The organism is Herbaspirillum sp. DW155 (assembly GCF_037076565.1).
Taxonomy (GTDB): Bacteria; Pseudomonadota; Gammaproteobacteria; order Burkholderiales; family Burkholderiaceae_D; genus Herbaspirillum.
The window spans coordinates 2798905-2818716 of sequence record NZ_AP029028.1 but is presented as its reverse complement, the minus strand read 5'-3'; the positions used below and the strand labels follow the sequence as shown (position 1 = coordinate 2818716).

The 19812-nt window shown below is 61.0% G+C and carries 19 protein-coding genes and 1 pseudogene; 10 read left to right on the top strand and 10 right to left on the bottom strand.

Going from position 1 to position 19812, the window contains the following annotated elements:
• Positions 1–9 precede the first annotated feature (9 nt).
• From copC to AACH55_RS12905, 4 genes are all read left to right on the top strand, one after another.
• Positions 10–375, top strand: coding sequence for a copper homeostasis periplasmic binding protein CopC (copC, locus tag AACH55_RS12920; protein ID WP_338714902.1), 366 nt, complete (start codon positions 10–12; stop codon positions 373–375).
• A gap of 8 nt (positions 376–383) precedes the next feature.
• Positions 384–1256, top strand: coding sequence for a copper homeostasis membrane protein CopD (gene copD / locus AACH55_RS12915; RefSeq protein ID WP_338714900.1), 873 nt, complete (start codon positions 384–386; stop codon positions 1254–1256).
• Between the two features lie 183 nt (positions 1257–1439).
• A complete protein-coding gene (locus AACH55_RS12910) occupies positions 1440–3995 on the top strand; it encodes a cation-translocating P-type ATPase (protein WP_338714898.1) in 2556 nt (851 codons plus the stop codon).
• Positions 3996–4172: 177 nt separating this feature from the next.
• Positions 4173–4586, top strand: a complete 414-nt coding sequence (locus AACH55_RS12905; protein WP_338714897.1) for a DUF2306 domain-containing protein — start codon at positions 4173–4175, stop codon at positions 4584–4586.
• A gap of 16 nt (positions 4587–4602) precedes the next feature.
• Here the strand turns inward: AACH55_RS12905 and AACH55_RS12900 are convergent, their stop codons facing one another.
• Entirely contained in the window at positions 4603–5298 is a 696-nt protein-coding gene (locus tag AACH55_RS12900; protein ID WP_338714895.1) for a VIT family protein, read from the bottom strand.
• A gap of 243 nt (positions 5299–5541) precedes the next feature.
• Between AACH55_RS12900 and AACH55_RS12895 the strand changes: the two genes are divergently transcribed.
• The gene (locus AACH55_RS12895; protein ID WP_338714893.1) at positions 5542–6561 is read left to right on the top strand and encodes an SDR family oxidoreductase; all 1020 of its coding nucleotides are present in this window, start codon (positions 5542–5544) and stop codon (positions 6559–6561) included.
• 2 nt (positions 6562–6563) lie between these two features.
• Here AACH55_RS12895 and AACH55_RS12890 read toward each other — a convergent pair whose 3' ends face one another.
• The 6 genes and pseudogenes from AACH55_RS12890 to AACH55_RS12865 form a co-directional block, all read right to left on the bottom strand.
• Entirely contained in the window at positions 6564–7067 is a 504-nt protein-coding gene (locus AACH55_RS12890; protein ID WP_338714891.1) for a CinA family protein, read from the bottom strand.
• 339 nt (positions 7068–7406) lie between these two features.
• Positions 7407–8222, bottom strand: coding sequence for a c-type cytochrome (locus tag AACH55_RS12885; RefSeq protein WP_338714889.1), 816 nt, complete (start codon positions 8220–8222; stop codon positions 7407–7409).
• Positions 8219–8599 (bottom strand): c-type cytochrome, encoded by a 381-nt coding sequence (locus tag AACH55_RS12880; protein WP_338714888.1) that lies wholly within the window; start codon positions 8597–8599, stop codon positions 8219–8221. The genes AACH55_RS12885 and AACH55_RS12880 overlap by 4 nt, the downstream gene beginning before the upstream one ends.
• Positions 8577–9320: a cytochrome c oxidase assembly protein gene (locus AACH55_RS12875; RefSeq protein WP_338720287.1), complete on the bottom strand. Its 744-nt coding sequence runs from the start codon at positions 9318–9320 to the stop codon at positions 8577–8579. Before AACH55_RS12875 ends, AACH55_RS12880 begins: the two co-directional genes overlap by 23 nt.
• 239 nt (positions 9321–9559) lie before the next feature.
• Positions 9560–9991, bottom strand: coding sequence for a DUF2267 domain-containing protein (locus AACH55_RS12870; RefSeq protein WP_338714887.1), 432 nt, complete (start codon positions 9989–9991; stop codon positions 9560–9562).
• Positions 9992–10068: 77 nt separating this feature from the next.
• Positions 10069–11054 (bottom strand): annotated as a pseudogene (locus tag AACH55_RS12865) (IS3 family transposase); the annotation flags it as partial.
• Positions 11055–11494: 440 nt separating this feature from the next.
• Between AACH55_RS12865 and AACH55_RS12860 the strand changes: the two are divergent.
• The 3 genes from AACH55_RS12860 to groL all read left to right on the top strand — a co-directional run bounded on the left by AACH55_RS12860 (position 11495) and on the right by groL (position 14264).
• Positions 11495–12130, top strand: coding sequence for a diguanylate cyclase (locus AACH55_RS12860; RefSeq protein ID WP_338714885.1), 636 nt, complete (start codon positions 11495–11497; stop codon positions 12128–12130).
• A 147-nt stretch (positions 12131–12277) separates the two neighbouring features.
• Complete coding sequence (locus tag AACH55_RS12855) at positions 12278–12595, top strand: co-chaperone GroES (protein WP_034332874.1); 318 nt, start codon at positions 12278–12280, stop codon at positions 12593–12595.
• A 49-nt stretch (positions 12596–12644) separates the two neighbouring features.
• Positions 12645–14264 (top strand): chaperonin GroEL, encoded by a 1620-nt coding sequence (groL, locus tag AACH55_RS12850; protein WP_338714882.1) that lies wholly within the window; start codon positions 12645–12647, stop codon positions 14262–14264.
• A 168-nt stretch (positions 14265–14432) separates the two neighbouring features.
• Here the strand turns inward: groL and AACH55_RS12845 are convergent, their stop codons facing one another.
• Both AACH55_RS12845 and AACH55_RS12840 read right to left on the bottom strand, forming a co-directional pair.
• Complete coding sequence (locus AACH55_RS12845) at positions 14433–15077, bottom strand: hypothetical protein (protein WP_338714880.1); 645 nt, start codon at positions 15075–15077, stop codon at positions 14433–14435.
• Between the two features lie 49 nt (positions 15078–15126).
• Complete coding sequence (locus AACH55_RS12840) at positions 15127–15573, bottom strand: DUF2214 family protein (RefSeq protein WP_338714879.1); 447 nt, start codon at positions 15571–15573, stop codon at positions 15127–15129.
• 208 nt (positions 15574–15781) lie between these two features.
• Between AACH55_RS12840 and AACH55_RS12835 the strand changes: the two genes are divergently transcribed.
• Entirely contained in the window at positions 15782–16099 is a 318-nt protein-coding gene (locus AACH55_RS12835) for a WHG domain-containing protein (protein ID WP_338714878.1), read from the top strand.
• Between the two features lie 137 nt (positions 16100–16236).
• Here the strand turns inward: AACH55_RS12835 and AACH55_RS12830 are convergent, their stop codons facing one another.
• Positions 16237–16596, bottom strand: coding sequence for a hypothetical protein (locus AACH55_RS12830; RefSeq protein WP_338714877.1), 360 nt, complete (start codon positions 16594–16596; stop codon positions 16237–16239).
• Between the two features lie 262 nt (positions 16597–16858).
• Here AACH55_RS12830 and AACH55_RS12825 point away from each other — a divergent pair, with 262 nt between their 5' ends.
• On the top strand, positions 16859–19801 hold the full coding sequence (locus tag AACH55_RS12825) for a Tn3 family transposase (RefSeq protein WP_338714875.1): 2943 nt from the start codon (positions 16859–16861) through the stop codon (positions 19799–19801).
• Positions 19802–19812: the final 11 nt, after the last annotated feature.

Genomic DNA, 19812 nt, shown 5'->3' with positions numbered 1-19812 from the left:
ATCCGCATCATGAGCACAATCAAACGCCTTCTTTCGCTGGTCGCGCTGGCCGGCCTGGTACTGACCCAACCGGCCTGGGCCCACGCCCATCTGAAGACCGCCACTCCCGCCGACAAGGCGGTAGTGGCCTCGCCGGCCGAACTGACCTTGGGATTCTCCGAGGGACTCAATCTGCGCTTCAGTGGTGTCAAGCTGCTGGGCCCCGATCAGCAGGAGGTCAGACTGGGCCAAGCCATGCTCATGGACGGTGGCAAATCCCTGATGGTGGCGGTTCCGGCCCGGCTGGCAACTGGTACGTACACGGTGCACTGGCATGCACTCTCAGAAGATGGCCACAAGACCGAGGGCAGCTACAGCTTTTCCGTGGCACCTTGAGTTCTTCTTTGTTTCTGCTCGGGCTCTGCCGCCTCCTGCTGGACGGTGCGGCCCTGTTCCTGTGGGGCATGGCACTGATGCTCCTGGCGCTGGTCGATGAACCGCTCAGGAGCACGCTCTGGCAGCGCCTGGCGCGGTGGCGGCGTCTGCTGACGGGCCTGGTATTCATCGCGCTGGCCGCCACGTTGCCGCTGCAGGCCAGTATCCTCGGCGATGGCTGGAGTGATGCCTGGCACCCCGACATGTGGGCTGCGGTTGCCAACGGGACTTCCATCGGTACGGCCTGGTGGTGTCAGCTGGCGTGCTTGTCATTGCTGATCTTGAGCGCGCCGGGCACGAGTCGCATGCGCATGCTCGCCAGTGTGGCGGGCAGCGGCGGCCTGCTTGCCAGCCTGGCCCTGACCGGACATGCCGTCATGCAGGACGGTTGGCGCGGTGGGGCACATCAGGTCAACGACGTGCTGCATGTCTGGAGTGTCGGGGCCTGGACAGGGGCGTTGCCGGTGGTTCTGCTGATCCTGTCCAAGCCGGTGCGGTCCGCTCATCCCGAGTTGACCAGGGGCATCTTGCGGCGTTTTTCCGCTATCGGCCATGCCGTGGTCGCACTGGTCTGGGTCACGGGACTGTGCAATACCTTCTTCATTCTCGGCACCATGCCGCTGGACTGGCGCTTTCCCTATCAGGGGCTGCTGACGTTGAAGATGCTGGTGGTGGGCGTGATGGTGCTCATCGCCATCTTCAACCGCTATCGGCTGGTGCCCGCCATGCGCCGCGATCCCGCTGCGCTGGATCGGCTTTGCCGGCTCACGCAAGCGGAGATCATGCTGGCCTGGCTGGCGCTGTTGCTATTGGCCTGGCTGGGGATGTTGCAGCCGAATTGAGACGGGCGGTGTTGCCGACCGTCATGTAAGGCGTCCCGTTTCAGTTTGCATGGTCACTCAGCCGGAAAGAATCTCGGTAAATTGAACCAGACATGCGTTGCATCAATGTCTTGAACGCAGCGCCGCTTTCTGCTTGCCCCTAGCGCATCTACACTCTTGCGGTGCTTTCCAGGGGAGCCAGCGATGTCCACCACCTCCACCCATCAGGATGGTTTAAGCGAAGAAGAGGCGCGCCAACGGCTTGTGCGCGACGGACTCAACGAGCTTCCGGCATCGACCCGGCGAGGGGCATGGTGCCTGCTGGGTGAGATCGTCTGCGAGCCGATGTTCCTGCTGCTGGTCGCTTGCGGCGTGATCTATCTGCTCCTGGGGGATCGTCATGAGGCGCTGATGCTGCTCGGCTTCGTCTTCGTCGTGATGGGCATCACGTTCTTCCAGCAGCGCCGCGCGGAACGGTCCCTGGAGGCATTGCGCGATCTCTCCAGCCCGCAAGCCCTGGTCGTGCGTGACGGACGCACGCGCAAGATCGCAGCGCGGGAACTCGTTGACGGTGACATCGTATTGCTGGTCGAAGGCGACCGTATTCCCGCTGACATCCGCCTTCTGGAAGCGTCCAACCTGGCCGTCGATGAATCCATGTTGACGGGAGAATCCGTACCGGTCGCCAAGCAAGCCGATCCGATGAAAGATCGCGCGGCCATCACCTCATCCATGAGCGAGGCCGCGCAACTGTTCTCGGGAACGCTCATTACGCAAGGCACGGCCAGAGGCCTTGTCACGGCCACGGGCGAACGCAGCGCTCTGGGCCGTATCGGGACATCGCTGGCGGGGCTGGGTGAGCAGAAAACACCGGTCCAGATCGAAACAGGCCGCGTCGTGAAACGGGTGGCCACCGTCGGGCTGCTGCTGGCGGGCGGGCTTGCCATTACCTATGGATTGTCGCGTGCAGACTGGCTCAATGGCCTGCTGGCAGGGCTGACACTGGCGATGGCCTTGTTGCCCGAAGAATTGCCGGTGGTGCTGACGATCTTCCTGGGCCTGGGCGCGTGGCGGCTTGCGCGGGAGAACGTGCTGGCCCGAAGCGTTCCTGCCATCGAGCTGTTGGGCGCGACCACCGTCCTGTGCGTCGACAAGACCGGAACCTTGACGACCAATCGCATGGCGCTCAGGCGGTTATGGACGGCGGCAGCCCTCCACGACACCGTGACGGCCGGTTCACTCGAGCTTCCGGAGGCATTGCATCTCACCCTGGAGTTCGCGATCCTGGCCAGCCATCGCCGCGCCTTTGATCCCATGGAGTCCGCCATCGGCGATGCCGGCAAGCGCTGGCTGGCCAACACCGAGCACCTGCATGGAAACTGGACCCTGATTGAGGACTATCCCTTGTCGCGCGAGATGCTGGCGATGTCCCGCGTATGGGAAGCGCCCGATCAGCGCGAACGGGTGATTGCCGCAAAAGGTGCGCCCGAAGCGATCGTCGATCTGTGCCACCTCGACAGCGCCGCTTGCGCCATGGTCGCCCGGCAGGTGCAGAGCATGGCCGCTGACGGGCTGCGTGTGCTGGGCGTTGCACGGGCGCGCTTGGCTGCGCAAACACTGCCAGTCAACCAGCATGATTTTGATTTCGAATTCCTCGGATTGATCGGGATGGAAGATCCTGTGCGGGCCGACGTTCCGCAAGCGATCAAGGAGTGCCATGCCGCGGGTATTCGCGTGGTCATGATCACCGGAGACCATTCGGCGACAGCGAGATCGATTGCCCGGCAGGCCGGCATTCCTGCGCAGGGCGAGGTCATTACCGGGGTCGAACTGGCCAGATTGAGCGATGACGACCTGCGCCTGCGACTGGCCGATACGCACATTTTCAGCCGTATCCGCCCGGAACAGAAACTGCGCCTGGTACAAGCCTTGCGCGCGCGGGGCGACATCGTGGCGATGACCGGCGATGGCGTCAACGACGCGCCCGCCCTCAAAGCCGCCAGCATCGGCGTGGCCATGGGGGCGCGCGGAACCGACGTCGCACGCGAGGCGGCCGCGCTGGTGCTGCTCAATGATGACTTTTCCTCCCTGGTGGTGGCGGTGCGTTACGGGCGGCGGGTATTTGCCAACCTGCGCAAGAGCATCGTCTTCATTGTGGCGGTGCACGTACCGATTGTCGGGCTGTCGATCATTCCGGTCCTGCTGGGTTGGCCCATGCTGCTGCTTCCGGCGCATATCCTGTTCCTGCAACTGATCATTGATCCCGCGTGTTCCGTCGTGCTGGAGGCCGAACCCCTGGAGCCCCACGCCATGCTGGACAAGCCGCGTCCACCCCAGGCGCGGCTTTTCGATGCGCAAATTCTCCTGCGTGGCCTGTGGCAGGGGAGCGGCTTGCTGGCCACCTTGCTGGCGGTCTGTTCAGGCAGCCGGTTCATGGCCGGTTCCGACGAGCTGGTACGTACCATGACCTTCACCGTGCTGGTATTGTCGAACCTCGGATTGATCCAGGCGAACCGTTCGTGGAAGCGAGCTTCATGGCGCTGCTCGGGGACTGTCAATCACTACTTCGCAGGGATTGTTCTGGTTACCATCGTCTTGCTGGGCGCGATACTGGGCATTCCTGTCCTGAGCCGGCTATTCGCCTTCGCCCCGCCAACGCCGTTGATGCTATTGGTCTGCGTCGGGGTGGCTGCCATCAACTTGCTATGGTTTGAGGCCGTCAAACATCTGTCTGGCCGGTTCTTCGTCCAGCCGCTTTAGCGGCCGTACTTCTGAAGGCGCCAATCCCCCGCAGGCGTCGACTTGGTACGTACCGGGTTTCCGTTCCTGGGCAGGTAACGGCACTTCACCCCGCCGAAGCAGCGTTTCGTCGCATCCCGCTTCCTTCCTGCCAGGCCCCTCAGCACAATCTCCCCATCGATTTGCTGAAAGCCTGCCATGTCGCTCACGCCCGTCATCGCCATCCATCTGAGTGCCGCCCTTGCGGCCGTCCTCATCGGTCCCTTCGCCTTCTGGACCAGGCTTGCCCGCACCGTGCGGCCGCGCTGGCACCGCGCGCTGGGCTACGCCTGGTTCACCTGCATGGTGGCAACGGTCTGCTCGGCGGTCTTCATCCGCTCGCATGACCTGCCCAACATCGCCGGCTATACGCCATTGCACCTATTGGTACCCGGCACGGCCTTCCTGCTCTATCGCGGGATTTCTGCGGTGATGCGCGGAGATATCACGACGCACCGGCGCACCATGCTGCGCGTCTACATCGGCGCGTGCGTGGTGGCTGGCGCTTTCACGCTGTTGCCGTCGCGCTACCTGGGCCAGCTGGTCTGGGGACAATGGCTGGGCTGGCTGTGAGCCGGGCCATGAATTGCTAAAGCGTGGCGCCGAAGAAGGAACCGATGGCCGCCGTGCAGCCCATCGCCAGTGAGCTCCACACGCTCACGCGCAAGGCGCCCTTCCACAGATTGGCGCCCCCCGTCTTGGCTGCCACCGCCCCGAGGACCGCCAGGGAGAGCAGGGCCGCAACGACGATGGCCGGCAGCAGGGTGGCGGCCGGGGCCAGCAAGACCACGGCCAGCGGCAAGGCGGCGCCCACCGCAAAGCTCAGCGCCGAGACGATGGCCGCCTGGACCGGGCGTGCGGCGGTGGTCTCCGAGATGCCCAGTTCATCGCGGGCATGGGCGTCCAGGGCGTCGTGGGCCATCAGTTGGGTGGCGACCTGATGCGCGGTTTCCTGGTTCAGGCCACGGCGCATGTAGATGCCCATCAGTTCACGGTGTTCGCCTTCGGGATCGGTGGCCAGTTCCTCGCGTTCCTGGCTCAGGGCCGCATGTTCGCTATCGGCCTGCGAATGCACGGACACGTATTCGCCCGTGGCCATCGACATGGCGCCCGCGAGCAGTCCGGCCACGCCGGTCAGCAGGACGCTTTCATGGCTGGCGTTGGCAGCGACCACGCCGACCAGCAGGCTGGCAGTGGAGACGATGCCGTCGTTGGCACCGAGGACGGCGGCGCGCAGCCAGGAGATGGCGTCGACCTTGTGATGTTCGAGATGGAATTTGGCCATGGTGCTTCAGTTCAGTTGCCGGGTTGCGGAATGGCGCAGATTCTAGGGCCGTGCTGCCGCAAAGGCCACGACAATTAGCGAAAATGAGGGCAATTCGCATTCGGTCCGCGCGGTCCGGCTCATCTTCATGGATGCCTGCATGACTGACATCCGCCCATACCCCCGCCGCACGGCGGCCGCCGATAGTGGCGGTGCACGGTGCTCCCTATGCTGGTCCCTTTGACTTCCTCAAGGAGATCCATCATGCGCTGCCAGCTCAAGAACATCGCCGACCAGACCATCGTCATCACCGGCGCCACCAGCGGCATCGGCCTGGCGACCGCCCGCCTGGCCGCCGCGCGGGGTGCGCGCCTGGTGCTGCTGGCGCGCGATGAACAGGCGCTCGAACGCGTGGCCGCCGAACTGGATGCAGCGGGCCAGCGCGTGCTCTGCGTGACGGCCGATGTGGCCGACTTCAGCGCCTTGCAGGCTGTGGCCGCCCGCGCCGTGGAGCGCTTCGGACAGATCGATACCTGGATCAACAATGCCGGCGTCTCCATCTTCGGCAGCCATGAAGAGGTCAGCCTTGAGGATCACCGCCGTCTCTTCGAGACCAACTACTGGGGTGTGGTCAACGGCAGTCTGGCCGCCTTGCCGCACCTGAAGGCGAATGCGCAAGGCGCGGCGCTGATCAACCTGGGCAGTGAGCTTTCGGACGTGGCCGTGCCGCTGCAGGGCGCGTATTCGGCGTCCAAGCATGCGGTCAAGGGATTTACGGATTCCCTGCGGGTGGAGCTGGCCGAGGAGGGGGCTGCAGTGTCGGTCACGCTGATCAAGCCGGCGGCGATGGACACCCCGTTCACGCGCCACGCCAAAAACTACATGGATGTGCAGCCCAAGCTGCCGCCGCCAGTCTATGCCCCGTCCATCGCCGCCGAGGCCATCCTGATCGCCGCGCAAAACCCGCGCCGCGATCTGTACGTGGGTGCGGCTTCGCGGCTGGTGTCGTCGGCCAATCAATGCGCGCCAGCAGTGATGGATTACTACCTCAAGACGTGCATGTTCTCGCAGCAGCGCAGTGACCGTCCGGCCAGCGGCGACAGTGGCCGTCTCCATGCGAATGGCCCGCAACCGGCCGTGGCCGAGCGCGGGAACGAACAGCATGTGCTGCCTTTCTCGCCCTATACCTGGGCCAGCGCACAGGCGCCGATGCTGTCGCGCCTGGCGGTATTGGGCGTGGCCTGCCTGGTGGCCGGCAAACTCGCGGGCCGCAGGGGACGCTGAGTTCAGTCGCTGCGCAGGGGCGGGGAGCGCAGCAACTGCAGGGCCTGGCTGATGGAAAATTCGCTGGCCTGTTCGCGCACCGCCTTGCGGTCCCCTGAGAAGCGCCGGGTGGCGGTGCGGATGGTCTGCCAGTCGCCTTCGTGCAAGACCCAGGCAAAGCACACCGTTCCGGCCGGGGTGCCGTCGGGCGCATCGTCGGGGCCGGCCACGCCGGTGTTGGAGATGGCCAGGGCGGCGGCACTTCCGCGCAAGGCACCCCGGGCCATGCGTTCGGCGATCTCTTCACTGGTCAGGCCGTAGCGCTGCATGTCGGCGGGGGCCACGCCGAGCATGCGTTCCTTGGCCTCTTCGGTATAGGTGACGAAGGCGCCTTCGAGCCACTGGCCGCAGCCTTCCACATCGCCCAGGGCGGCTGCCACCATGCCGGCCGTGCAGGATTCTGCCGTCACCAGGCGCAGGCCGCGCTGGCAGAGCAGGTGTCCCAATGTCGCGTAGTCGTCTTTCATCGTCGTTTTCCTGTGTTTGTCGTGGTTTATAGAGAGATGGATTGCATTACGCACGCTGCGTTCTAGCCAGCTGGTCCGTGACTTCCTGCATTCCCACGCCGCTGACAGCGAGACGGGGGCAGTGGAGCAGGCAATGACCTATGCCGAACGGCTGGCTCATTTGCTAATTTCGACTGTGGACCGAGTTGCCCTTACCGACGGGCATCGGCCGCGCCAAGGAGACTTTTCCATGTCCGACCGCAAGCCCAAGACCGCCATCGCCATTGTGGGCGGCATCATCGTGCTGGCCATCATTGGCGGCATGTTCCTGCTGGGGGTGTTTCATTTCTCCGGTCATAGCTAACGCGTGTTGCGGTCGGCCCAGCGCAGGTAAGCGCTCATGTCGGCCGCATCTGCGGGGCGCACGCCCAGCTCGGGCATGGCCCCGTTGGGCTTGTAGCGCTTGGGGTGCCGGATCCAGCGCGCCAGATTCTCCGGCGTATTGACCAGCGTGCCGGAAATGTAGGCCAGGCTGCCCATGGAATCCAATGCCGGCCCCACATCGATCGGTGCACCCACCACGCCCGGGATGCGATGGCAGGACTGGCAGGCATATTGCGTCAACGCCGTACGGCCGCGCTCGATGTCGCCCTGAGCCGGGATTGGCTGTGCATCAGTCGGCACGGTCTGTACCGCTGGCAGCTGGCCCGGCATGGTCCGCAGATAGGCAACGACTTCCCATCGCTCCTGTTCGCTCAGGTGGGCCTGCCAGGCCGGCATGCCCGTCATCTTGATGCCGTTGCTGACGATCCAGTACAGCTCGCGCAACTGCCACTTGCGCGCCGCCGCGCTCAAGGGCCCCGGCACTGGCTGCATCGACAGCGCGGCGGTGTCGGGCGCACGGCCCGGCGCGCCATGGCACTGCACGCAGAATCGTTCATAGTGCCGTGCCCCGGCCGTGGCCATGTCGGGAGCATCGAGCGCGGGCGTCACGATCTGCTGCGCGTGGCGGTGTACCGACTGGCGCATTGCGTATTCCATCAGCTTGAAGACGGGGGACCAGTGTTGCGTCACCGCGCTGACGTTGTACGCGCCGCTCCAGACCAGCACTGCCGCCGCACCCAGCAAAATCAATGCGAGGCCGGCCAGCAGCGCCCGGTGCAGACGGCGCTTCATGGGGCACCTCCCGGTCGCTTCTGCAGCAGGTAGGCACTCATGGCCGCGGCTTCGTCGGCGGTGATGCCCAGTTCCGGCATGGCACTGTCCGGGTGGATGGCGCGCGGGTGCATGATCCAGCGCACCATGTTCCGTTCATTGGTCGGGAGGATGCCGGCAATGTAGCTGCTGCGGGCCGCATGCTCCAGCGGCGGTCCGGTCAGGCTGCCCGAGGGCGCCACGCCGGGGATGCGATGGCAGGCCGCGCAGCCGCGCTCGGCCAGCAGGCGGCGGCCACGGGCAATGGCGTCACTGTCGGGGCTGCCAGCCAGCGCCGGGCCGCAACACAGCGCCAGCAACAACGGCACGAGCAGATCAGGGACGCGGCAGGACTTCACGTTCCCCTCCCATCAGCCAGCGTGCGCACAGTACCAGCGCCACCACCACATAGCTCAGCGCACCCGGTATCCACATGATCAAACCGCCCAGTTGCTGGTCTTCCAGCGGCGACAGGCCGAGCTGCCAGGGCAGCGTCCCGTAGGCGGGATACCACAGCCGCGTCGACAGGGCCAGCAGGGCGCCCAGCGCGCTGGTGTGCATCATGGTGGTGAAGAGATAGAACATCGCGCCGCGATCAGGCTCCGCGCGGCGCCACTTGGCCAGCACGCTCCACCAGAACAGCAATGCCGAGATGAAGAAACTGGCATGCTGGGCAATGTGCACCGCCTCATGTCGCAACGCCGCCTGGAAGCAGAACGGCACATGCCAGCCCCATACCGCCAGGAAATGCAGCGTCCAGGCCGGCAGCGGCCGGCTCGCGCCGCGTAGCCACTGCAGTGACCGCTGGCTGCCGAACCAGCGCCCGACCGGCTTGCGCCAGCCCGGCGCAAGCGACCACAGCCAGGTGCGCGCCGGCCTGCCGGCGATGAGCAGGGGCGCGGCGACGATCATCAGCAGTTCGTGCTGGACCATATGGGCCGCAAAGGAGACCGCCCCGGCCGCATCAATGGGCGAGAGCAACGCCGCCGACAGGCATAGCCAGCCTGCGACAAAGCTGGCCACCCGGCCAGGCTGGACGCGTCCCGCCCTGTGCAGTCGCAGACTGCCCAGCCAGTACATCGCAAGACTCAACAGCAGCAAAGACCACAGCCATGCCTCCGAAATTGCGATTCATATCCGTCGGCGAATTCAGGAGAAAGAATAGCCGCCGAATGAAGTGGTGAATCAACTTAAAATCACACAGCAGCAGGCGTCACCGCTGTCCACAATAAACATAGACGACTTTACTTTAGACGCTTTTATGGCTACTGGCTGTGCGTTTAGGTATACCCTTAAAGCTATCTTTGGCTGAATAGCGACTATCCGTGCGCCCTCCCTGTCCAAAACTCGACAGCACCTGGTGGTAACTCGGCTAAGAAGGCAAAGAAACGCTCTTGATCAACGTATTTGAGGATAGCGTTGGACACTACCGCTATAGCGTTATCGGGAGAGAAGTTGTGGCGCGAGCGCAGCGCACGTACTTCATCAATCATGCTAGCGCTGTTACCGAAAGCGGACGTTGGTTCAGATAAATCCCAGCGTTCGATAAGCACGGAACGCAGACATACCGGCAGCAGCTCGGCAAAAGAAATTGTCTGCTGAGGCGTCAGGCGGCGTCGGAATGTGTGCAAGACCCCCTCTACCATTGTGTAGGTAACGTGCGTACTCCACAGGTCGGCAGCGTCACGCACCTCGACTAAAAATTCGTAGAAGATATCGGATGCGCGGCTGTATTCGACTGGGACAGGCATGATTGCTTATTTCTCCTAAAATATGACATCCGAAAAAAGGGGACTCGTGACCTGCGTCTGTAATTTGTAGCCATTCGGGCAGTGAGTCGGTTGTCGATCATATTCGATTCCAGCCAGGCTCGACGGACCGTAGCTGGAGCTTGGTAGTTATGTGCGCTATGCGGCCTGCGCTCGTTGTAGAACTGACGCCATCTTTCGATCAGCACTTTTGCCTCTGCCCGGCTGCGGAACCACTCTCGGTTAAGCAGTTCGTCACGCAGTTTGCCATTGAAGCTTTCTACGAATCCGTTCTGCCATGGACTGCCTGGCGCAATGAAGGCGGGGCCAACGGAGGCATCCCGCAGCCAGCGCATGACCTTGGCCGCTGTGAACTCGGCTCCGTTGTCCGACCGAACGTAGGCTGGCTTTCCATGTAACCGCATCAATCGCGAGAGTGTCAGGATGACATCCAGGGAGCGCAGACTGGCAGCAACTTCTATAGCCAGGCATTCCCTGGTGTATTCATCGATCACGCACAGCATCTTCAATGAGCGTCCATCCACCATCTGGTCATGAAGAAAGTCGTAGCTCCAGACCGAATTGGGCCTGGTTGCTCCAGGTAGCCGAATATCGTTGCCGAAGCGAGGGACCTCTTGCGATGCCGCGATGAGCTGCTGCGTCAGGCTCCGATCCTTTTCAGGTTGCAGCAACTGATAACCTGCTACCCGCCGGCTCAGTTCCAGATAACGACATGCCTTGCGTTGCGACTGCCCTCGACGAGTAAGGACTTCCAGCGCTTCGCGCCGGCCGGCGGAGGTCATCATTTTTTTCGGCTTAACTCCTTCAAGCCATCAATCACCAGTAACTGTTCCACCACCATGCGTTTGAGCTTGTCGTTCTCGGATTCAAGCTCTCTGAGCCGCCGGGCATCCGAGACATCCATACCGCCAAACTTGTTTCTCCAGCGGTAAAAGGTCTGCTCAGTAATGTTGTGGCGCTTGCACAGATCTACCGTCGCAATCTCCTTGCTCTTTGCTTCTCGCAAGATGCTGATGATCTGTTCGTCCGTAAATCGCTTCTTCATTGAGTTCTCCTTGGTGTTAGCATAAAGAACTCACTTATCCGGTGGCTACAAAATTCGTCTCAGGTCACTCGCCGGAGCATAAAATGGCAAAATTAACAACGCATGACTCGGAGTTGAGGGGGGATAAAGTAATTCAATATCTGTTGGTTTGCTCGCAGAATTGATCCTCTTCATTTGCTCTCGTTCCATTGCCTCCCGAAGAGTGCCACGCTGGCATAGGGTTCTTCATATCCCAGCTTCCTTAAGTCCAGCAACATCTGTTTCAAGTTTCGTCTCTGATTACGTTAGTTGACTACCCCAGCGCTGAGTCAGACTTACGGCCAAAAGCTGTCGCTTGTATTGACATAGTAACGGATTGAAAGGGCAACTCATCAACTCCTACAATAGCCAAGAATTCTCATCGCATCATTACCCATCGTCCCTCAACAGGAGATTGATTGATGAAAATCTTCGACGACGTTATGGCACAAATGGAGGTCAACCGGCTGCCACTTTACGCGGTCAGCGCTACTGCTGCCAACTCGGCAGACAGTCCGCTCTATCTCTTTTTGCACTGGCACGGCTTCCAACGGTCTACCCCATTGCAGTTGCCGGAAATATCGTTCCCTGTCAGACCAGTGCTGAGTTCGCTGCTGAAGGTGGAGGGCCCCTGGTATAGCGACCTGCTGCGCGATGAATTAGTCCTGGAGCTGGCCTGGCGCCTAGGAGCCTGGGATGTCACGCGCATCCGTGCCCGCGGATGCAACCAGATCGGTGCGCCAGAGGGGGAAGCCCTGCAATGCCGACAGGCCTTCGGGGAGGGCGACGAAGACCATCCGGTCACACTCGACGATGCCCCGCAGGCCCGCCATGACGCCATGCAACTGGCTGCGCGCCGTGGCTACTGGCGCTGGCTGTTCCACCCGGTCAAGGGTGGCCTGTGGTCGCAACTGGCGCAGGACGACGAGACGCTCAACAGCGATGGCGCACGTACCGGCCCCTGTCCGGTCGCGCCGCTGCCGGCTGAAGGCCGGGGCCGCCGGACGGTCTACCGGATGGGACGCATCACGCGATTGATCCTCCCTTCCGGCCTGTAACAACTGGTTACAAATTGCTCCTCCTGGCGCTCTTGATAAGCGGCCCGGCCAGACCTATTTCCTGCATCGCCGAATTTTCAAGGCCGGGATCCCCGGATCCCTGATTCTCTTTTGTTCACGTGACATAGACCATTCTGGAGATTGAACATGAAACTTCGTCCCCTTTATGACCGAGTGATCGTCAAGCGAATCGAACACCAGCGCCAGACCGCCTCGGGCATCGTCATCCCCGACAGCGCCACCGAGAAGCCCGAGCAGGGCGAGGTGCTGGCCGTGGGCAATGGCCGCGTCCTGCCTGACGGCAATCTGCGTGCGCTGCAACTGAAGGTTGGCGACCTGGTGCTGTTTGGCAAATATGCCGGGCAGACCGTCAAGATCGATGGCCAGGAGCTCCTGGTCATGCGCGAGGAAGATATCTTCGGCGTCTTCGAAGCTGCCGCCGGGCAGGACAAGAAGGCTGCCTGACACGGCGCATTGCTGATCCTTACCATTCCCTAGTTCGTGGAGACCTAACATGAGTGCGAAACAAGTGAAGTTTCATGACACTGCCCGCGCCCGCATCGTCAAGGGCGTCAACGTACTGGCCGATGCCGTCAAGGTGACCCTCGGTCCCAAGGGCCGCAACGTGCTGCTGGATCGCAGCTTCGGTGCGCCGGTGATCACCAAGGACGGTGTCTCGGTGGCCAAGGAAATCGAATTGAAGGACCGCCTGGAGAACATGGGCGCGCAGGTCGTCAAGCAGGTTGCCTCCAAGACGGCCGATGTCGCCGGCGACGGCACCACCACGGCCACCGTGCTGGCCCAGTCCATCGTGCAGGAAGGCATGAAGTACGTGGCCGCCGGCATGAACCCGATGGACCTCAAGCGCGGTATCGACAAGGCGGTGGCAGCGGCCATCGACGAGCTGCGCAAAATCTCCCGCCCCATTACCACCAACAAGGAAATCGCCCAGGTCGGCGCGATCTCGGCCAATTCCGACGAGGCCATCGGCAGCATCATCGCCCAGGCCATGGAGAAGGTCGGCAAGGAAGGCGTGATCACGGTCGAGGATGGCAAGTCGCTGGAGAACGAACTCGATGTGGTCGAGGGCATGCAGTTTGACCGGGGTTACCTGTCGCCTTACTTCATCAATGATCCGGACAAGCAGCTGTGCCAGCTCGATGACCCGTTGGTGCTGCTGTATGACAAGAAGATCTCCAGCATCCGTGAACTGCTGCCGGTGCTGGAAATGACGGCCAAGGCCGGCAAGCCGCTGTTCATCGTGGCCGAGGATATCGATGGTGAAGCGCTGGCGACCCTGGTGGTGAACTCGGTGCGCGGGGTGCTGAAAGTGGCGGCGGTGAAGGCACCGGGCTTCGGCGATCGTCGCAAGGCCATGCTGGAAGACCTGGCCGTGCTGACCGGCGGTACCGTGATCTCCGAAGAAACCGGCAAGAGCCTGGAAAAGACCGCCCTGGAAGACCTGGGCAGCGCCAAGCGCGTGGAGGTGCGCAAGGACAGCACCACCGTCATCGATGGCGCCGGTGCCCAGGAAAAGATCGATGCCCGCGTCAAGGCGATCCAGGCCCAGATCGAGGAAACCACCAGCGACTACGACCGCGAAAAGCTGCAGGAGCGGGTGGCCAAGCTGGCCGGCGGGGTGGCGGTCATCAAGATCGGTGCCGCGACCGAGGTAGAAATGAAGGAAAAGAAGGATCGCGTCGATGACGCCCTGCACGCCACCCGTGCGGCGGTGGAAGAAGGCATCGTGCCCGGTGGCGGCGTGGCACTGCTGCGTGCCCGTGCGGCGATCAGCAAGCTGGAAGGGGCCAATGCCGACCAGAAGGCCGGTATCCAGATCGTACTGCGTGCGCTGGAGGCACCGCTGCGTGTAATTGCTGCCAACGCGGGCGATGAGCCCTCTGTGGTAGTAGCCAAGGTTTATTCCGGCAAGGGAAACTTCGGTTACAACGCGGCTAACGGAGAGTACGGAGACATGGTGGAACTGGGCGTGATCGATCCAACCAAGGTCACCCGCACCGCCTTGCAGAATGCTGCTTCGGTCGCTTCGTTGATCCTGACTACAGATGCTACCGTGGCGGATGCACCGACGGAGGAAAAAGAAGCCGCCCCAACTGCCGCGTTAGATATGTGAATCCGACAAGCTGTTCGAGAATATATATCGCTGAGCAGCAAACGCCCGCCTAAAGCGGGCGTTTTCACATTCAGAGCATCTGATTACGAATCTGCTGAGAAAATCATAAAATCAAGCGGTTAGGACTCCAGAACACCTTGATGGCAAGCCACAGCACAGGAAGTGGCATTAGTTTTTCTGCTGACTTTCCGTACGTGCAGCTGCAATGTCACTGAGCCATCTGCGCCAGCTGAGTATCTGTTGAAGGAGCTCGTCCTGTTCCATACCTTCGGTGTTCATCGCCGAAGTCCGGTTCTGCTGGTTCGATTTGATCTGTTCGAAACTGCTTTGCGTCAATGCCGTGCCGGCCTTGCTGACCACTCCACCCATGACGCTGGCTACCAGCGCTGCCGCCCGTGCGGCATAGTCGGGGCCATTTCTGCCGTTGTCGATGGCGGCCAGTTGCCGCTGTAGCGTGTCGCTCAAGGCGTAATCGCTGCTGATGGTGCCCTGATTGTCTATGGTGGCAATGACGCGCCCACCGCTACTGACTGTGGCATAGGTGCTGGTCAGTCGGCTGTCGATGGCCTGTGCGCTGTGGTCAGTATACTGGCTGCGCAAATAGAACTCGTTTGCGGCGATGCGCTGACGCTCTAAATCGACGAACTGCTGATACTCCGCCTCCGGCAGTTTGGCCACATCCACCTGCGCGCTGTCCATCCAGTCGCGCGAGATTTCCTGAACCGCCCGGGTTTCGCCGTTACCCAGCTTTAGCTCCTTCTGCTCTGCAGAGCTCCATGCCCTGCTGATTCCGCTGACTGCGCCGATACTCATCTGTCTGTCTCCTCTTTGGTCGTGAATGGGGCTGCGTAATTCACAAATCTCAGCGGCCGATGCTGCGCGCTATCATAGGCGCCAGCAGAAGTATGGGAATTAGCAGGCCGAGTTCGACGCTTTTCCAGCGCCGTAGGCTTGCTATTTTCTCCGCCGAGGGAGGCTGAGTGTTGCGATGCCACTGGCGGATGCGCACAGTGGGCTTGACGGATAACAGCCCGATCAGGGAAAAGCAGCCTAGCTTTAGCCAGAACGTGGCGTTGTCACCGTAGTAGTGCCAGCCCTTGGCACCCCATAGCAGCCGCGCGCTTCCGGCCAGCATGATGGCTGCAGCCAGCAGGCCATATACCACGTCCAGTCGTGCCAACAGAGTGATGTTGCACCGCGCAGCAGGCAAATACAGCAGCAGCCATTGGCCGAACAGCCCCATTGTCAATGCGAATGCAATCATGTGTTGACATGATGCAAGCAACGCGTCCAAGAGGTGATAGTGCATGGTTTTATCGGGAAGACTATCAAATTGGCGTACTCTAAAACGCACAAATAGACAGTGTCAAGTATTGCGGATGGCACGCTGCGTTACACTTACACCATGAGCCGTTCATCTATCGTAGCCGCATCTGCTGGCCAGCGCGACCTGCGCACAGACATTCTTCGTATCGCCAGAAACTTACTAGAGGAGGGGGGGCGTCCCCTCGCTCAGCATGCGCGAAGTCAGCCGCCGCGCCCAATCCACCCATCACGCACCGTACCACCACTTTGGTGACCGGGCCGCGATTCTGGCGACATTGGCTACAGAAGGATTTTCCCAACTCGGACAGCGGCTGGCCAAAGCCAATTGCCTCGCGGCCGTGCTGGGCTACGATGCCGTACTGCGCGCGTCGGCACGTGCTTATGTAGAGTTTGCGCTTGAACATACTGGCGTGTTCCGCCTGATGTTTCAGAACCACGCGGACAATCCGCTGAGTTCACCGGAGCTAGCTGCGAATGGCCTAGCGGCCGGGCCGAACTCACTCGCTTGAGCAAATTCATTCCGGGCGGGGACGGCGATAGAAGCCACGAGTACGTTCTCTGGTCCTTTGTTCATGGTCTGGCATGTTTACTAATCGATGGTCAGCTCGCGGCTAGTCTGGGCAGGGGTGACGGCCTACGGCAACAACTAGATGCCGTCAGGAATCGCGCGCAAGGTGGTGAAGCCGCCGGGCTGCTCGCCGATGTGATCGAGCATGCGTTGTTCTGTCCACCATTGGATGCCAATTGAGGCAAGTTCTTTGCCGGCCGTTTCGATGAGCGGCTTCAGACCAGCCTTGGCGACGATCAGGTTGCAGTAGCGCTCTACCCATTGATTTTCGGTAGGGCCGCGCTTTGCGTATTCCTTAAGGCTGCCCCGCAGGATGTATTGTTTCTTCGGGACGGTCTCCCTGATCTTTCTTGCGGTCTGCTCGGAGTATTCGACCCAGGCATCGTACAGCGTCGGTGATTTGTTGGAGAGAGCGGAAACCCATAATAGGGGAACCATGGGGGTGTGGGATGCCACCCGGCCGCGATGCCATGCATCCCGTCGCGGGCGATGAAAGCAGCGTCTGCTTCAGGGCGGCGCAATATGCGGCTGTTCATGGGGTCTCTTTGATCTGCGTGCAATGACCGACGGTAGACAGTTCCAGTGTTTACGCGGGTTTCAGCGGTGTGCGTCGCAACAATTCCTTTAAAATCAGGCACTTGCTGTTTGCCTTTTTCCCCGCGTATGATGGTGCGCATTGTTCTCTTCAGAGAGTCAAACAATGGACCACTGGCACGCTCCCTACCTCGGCTTGCGCCATATCCCGCCCGAACTCACAGAGTTTGAGCTAAACACGTTCTTCACGTTTTCCCCCAAAGAACGCGCATTGATTGAAGCGAGGCGCAGCCTTCTTTATCGTCTGGCGCTCTCCCTCCACCTTGGTTTTATCCGGATGACCGGCCGCACGCTTGATGCCTACAAGCAAATTCCTAAGGTTCTGTGGAGCCATCTCGGGGAGCAATTATCTATCGACCCGCCCGAGATCGGAACATTGCGCTCCCTGTATGAGACGCGGCCACGGACCTTAATCGACCACCAGCAACTGGCACAACAGGCGCTGGGCTTTTCCTCGATGACCGAGCACCAGCGACGTTACCTGGTCCGCTGGCTTAAGGAGACCCTGGTCGGCCGACCGGATGCCTCTACCCTGCTCATGCAAGTCAAGGTGTGGCTGTACCAGCATCAAATATTGGTTCCGCATGATAGGCTTCTCAGGCGCGTGATCGCCGAAGCGATACGCAGCCATGAGGCTGCCTTGGAGACTGCCCTGGTACGCTACCTCGGGGAGGCCAATATCCAGGGGTGGAGCCGGGACCTACCGGCACCGTATGAGGACAGGGGAAGCCTGCAACAGTGGCTATGGGCGGTCCCTGTGAAGCACTCGACAGTTCAGATGTCTGAATTGTTCGCAAAAATCGATCACCTCAAGGAGCTGAGTGTTCCCACGGACTGGCCTGCCGAAGTCAATGAGACGCTCGTGCGCCATTACGCGCGCCGTTGCGCTAATCGCCCACCTTCCGTCAGCAAGCGCATTCAATCGCAGTCCCGCCGACTAGAGACAGCTTGCTTCATGCGCTACGCACTGTGCTCAGCTACAGACCAGCTGCTTGCGATGTTTCGACGTTGGGCGATTGACGTCACGAGCGAAGCAGGTCGACAGGTCGATGCCGGTCGACCTGACCTCAAGAAGCAGCTTTGCGGCTTCGCAGAGGCAGTCAAGCTTCTTGCTCTGGATACTGCTTCTCCAGCTGCGGAAACGCTGCTCAAGATCCTGGACCTGGCTGACCAGGTGCTGCAACAGCACGCCCCGAGTCGACGAAGCTTGATTCGTCTGCAGCTGATGGCCAAGAGTGCGCAGGCCCGCGCTTTGTTACACAAGCTGGTTGACTTGCCCTTTGAGTCGGAGTCGCAACATCCGGTTGTTGACGCCATTCACGTGCTTCGCGGTCTGTACGGCCCAGACGGTGGCAACGAATTACCAGTTCACACCAATATCAAAATCGGCCGAGTCTGGCGTGAGATCATCCAGGGCGAGGATCGCGTTGCGGCACTGCGTGCGTTTGAGTGGGCCACTATTTCTGCTCTGAGAATGGCGTTACGCAATGGATCGGTCTTCGTGAATCACAGCTTCTCATTCCGCAGCCGGGAAACAATGCTTATTTCCCGCGAGGAATGGAAGGCAAAGCGGCACCATCACTACGGCCACCTTGGAGTATCGGAAGACCCCAAAGTTTTCCTTAATAATGTTATTGAGCACCTGGACGAAGGCCTAGAACGGCTCAAGGATGCCTACCTGTCCTGTGATGTGCGGATCGAGGCTGGAAGCATTCGCAACGAGGCCTTGGTGGCCGAAGAGCGAGATCCCCACCTCGATGCGCTACGGCGGGCCATCTTCGAAGACCGCCCAGTCGGGCAACTTCCGACGATCATTCTCGACATCGATAGTGAAGTGCGATTTTCTTGGCTGCTGTTGGGGAGGGAACCGCGCTCACGCAGCGAACTGCTTCTCGTCTATGCCGCAGTGCTGGCCCACGGCACCTCCCTGTCAGCAGCGGACATTTCACGCATGATCCCGGAGCTCAAAGCCTCGTCGATCCGGCAGATGATGAAACTGGTGGCAGACGAACGCAAATTGCGAGAGGCTGCCGATGCAGTCCTGGCGTACATGCACCGACATCCCATCGCCGCGCATTGGGGAATTGGTGATCTGGCGTCGTCCGACATGATGAGCTTGGAGACCACGCGCACGGTCTGGCAAGCGCGCGCCGACCCGCGTCGCCGCACGGCCTCAATCGGCATCTACACCCATGTGCGCGATCGCTGGGGTATTTTTTACGATCAGCCCATCCTCCTGAAGGAACGCCAGGTAGGCGCAGCCATCGAGGGCGTGGTTCGTCAAACCGCTACGGAAGATGTCGCTCAGCTCGCAGTAGATACCCACGGTTACACCGACTTCGGGATAGCCGTGGCAAAGGGCCTCAAGTTTGACCTTTGCCCTGTGCTTCAACACATGCGTGATCGATACCTCCATGTCCCCCGTGGCCACATGGTGCCGGATGAAATCCTGCCAGTGGTGGTCGGCGACGTTGACCTGGACGGGATCGAAGCAATTTACGATGAATTCGTCCGAGTGGTGGCATCCATCAAGAGCGGGCGCTGCACCGCTGTCCAAGCGCTGCAGCGTTTTGGATCGGCTGCCCGGGGCCAGGACGTGTACGACGGCGGCACGCAGCTTGGTAGGCTGCTCCGGTCGATCTTCTTGATCGACTACTTTACCAATTCGACCTTCCGCCGTGAACTTCGCCATGTGCTCAATCGTGGCGAGGCTGTGCATGCAATTCAGCGCGCTGTCCACACCGGCAAAATCCCCACCGAGTTGGCCAAGCGTCCGGATTCGTTGGCGGCGGTTTCGTCAAGTCTTTCATTGCTGACCAATGTGCTCATGGCCTGGAATACCCGTCATATACAGCGTGCCGTTGACCGTTTTGAGGAATTCGGCGGCGAGCCTATCGCTCCAGAACTTCTGAGGCGGATCGCTCCTACTCACCTGGAAGGACTGAATCTGCGCGGCACCCTTGAGTTTCCCTTGGCGGAATACGCGATACGTATTCTGCCTAGCAGTGCGGTCACGAGTTTACCGGCCAGTCAGAAACAGATCCGATAGCATGGCGAGAT

Coding starts and splice junctions, on each gene's coding strand:
- copC (WP_338714902.1), top strand. CDS start 10: ATGAGCACAATCAAACGCCTTCTTTCGCTGGTCGCGCTGGCCGGCCTG.
- AACH55_RS12910 (WP_338714898.1), top strand. CDS start 1,440: ATGTCCACCACCTCCACCCATCAGGATGGTTTAAGCGAAGAAGAGGCG.
- AACH55_RS12905 (WP_338714897.1), top strand. CDS start 4,173: ATGTCGCTCACGCCCGTCATCGCCATCCATCTGAGTGCCGCCCTTGCG.
- AACH55_RS12900 (WP_338714895.1), bottom strand. CDS start 5,298: ATGGCCAAATTCCATCTCGAACATCACAAGGTCGACGCCATCTCCTGG.
- AACH55_RS12895 (WP_338714893.1), top strand. CDS start 5,542: ATGCGCTGCCAGCTCAAGAACATCGCCGACCAGACCATCGTCATCACC.
- AACH55_RS12890 (WP_338714891.1), bottom strand. CDS start 7,067: ATGAAAGACGACTACGCGACATTGGGACACCTGCTCTGCCAGCGCGGC.
- AACH55_RS12885 (WP_338714889.1), bottom strand. CDS start 8,222: ATGAAGCGCCGTCTGCACCGGGCGCTGCTGGCCGGCCTCGCATTGATT.
- AACH55_RS12875 (WP_338720287.1), bottom strand. CDS start 9,320: ATGTACTGGCTGGGCAGTCTGCGACTGCACAGGGCGGGACGCGTCCAG.
- AACH55_RS12870 (WP_338714887.1), bottom strand. CDS start 9,991: ATGCCTGTCCCAGTCGAATACAGCCGCGCATCCGATATCTTCTACGAA.
- AACH55_RS12860 (WP_338714885.1), top strand. CDS start 11,495: ATGAAAATCTTCGACGACGTTATGGCACAAATGGAGGTCAACCGGCTG.
- AACH55_RS12855 (WP_034332874.1), top strand. CDS start 12,278: ATGAAACTTCGTCCCCTTTATGACCGAGTGATCGTCAAGCGAATCGAA.
- groL (WP_338714882.1), top strand. CDS start 12,645: ATGAGTGCGAAACAAGTGAAGTTTCATGACACTGCCCGCGCCCGCATC.
- AACH55_RS12845 (WP_338714880.1), bottom strand. CDS start 15,077: ATGAGTATCGGCGCAGTCAGCGGAATCAGCAGGGCATGGAGCTCTGCA.
- AACH55_RS12840 (WP_338714879.1), bottom strand. CDS start 15,573: ATGCACTATCACCTCTTGGACGCGTTGCTTGCATCATGTCAACACATG.
- AACH55_RS12835 (WP_338714878.1), top strand. CDS start 15,782: ATGCGCGAAGTCAGCCGCCGCGCCCAATCCACCCATCACGCACCGTAC.
- AACH55_RS12830 (WP_338714877.1), bottom strand. CDS start 16,596: ATGGTTCCCCTATTATGGGTTTCCGCTCTCTCCAACAAATCACCGACG.
- AACH55_RS12825 (WP_338714875.1), top strand. CDS start 16,859: ATGGACCACTGGCACGCTCCCTACCTCGGCTTGCGCCATATCCCGCCC.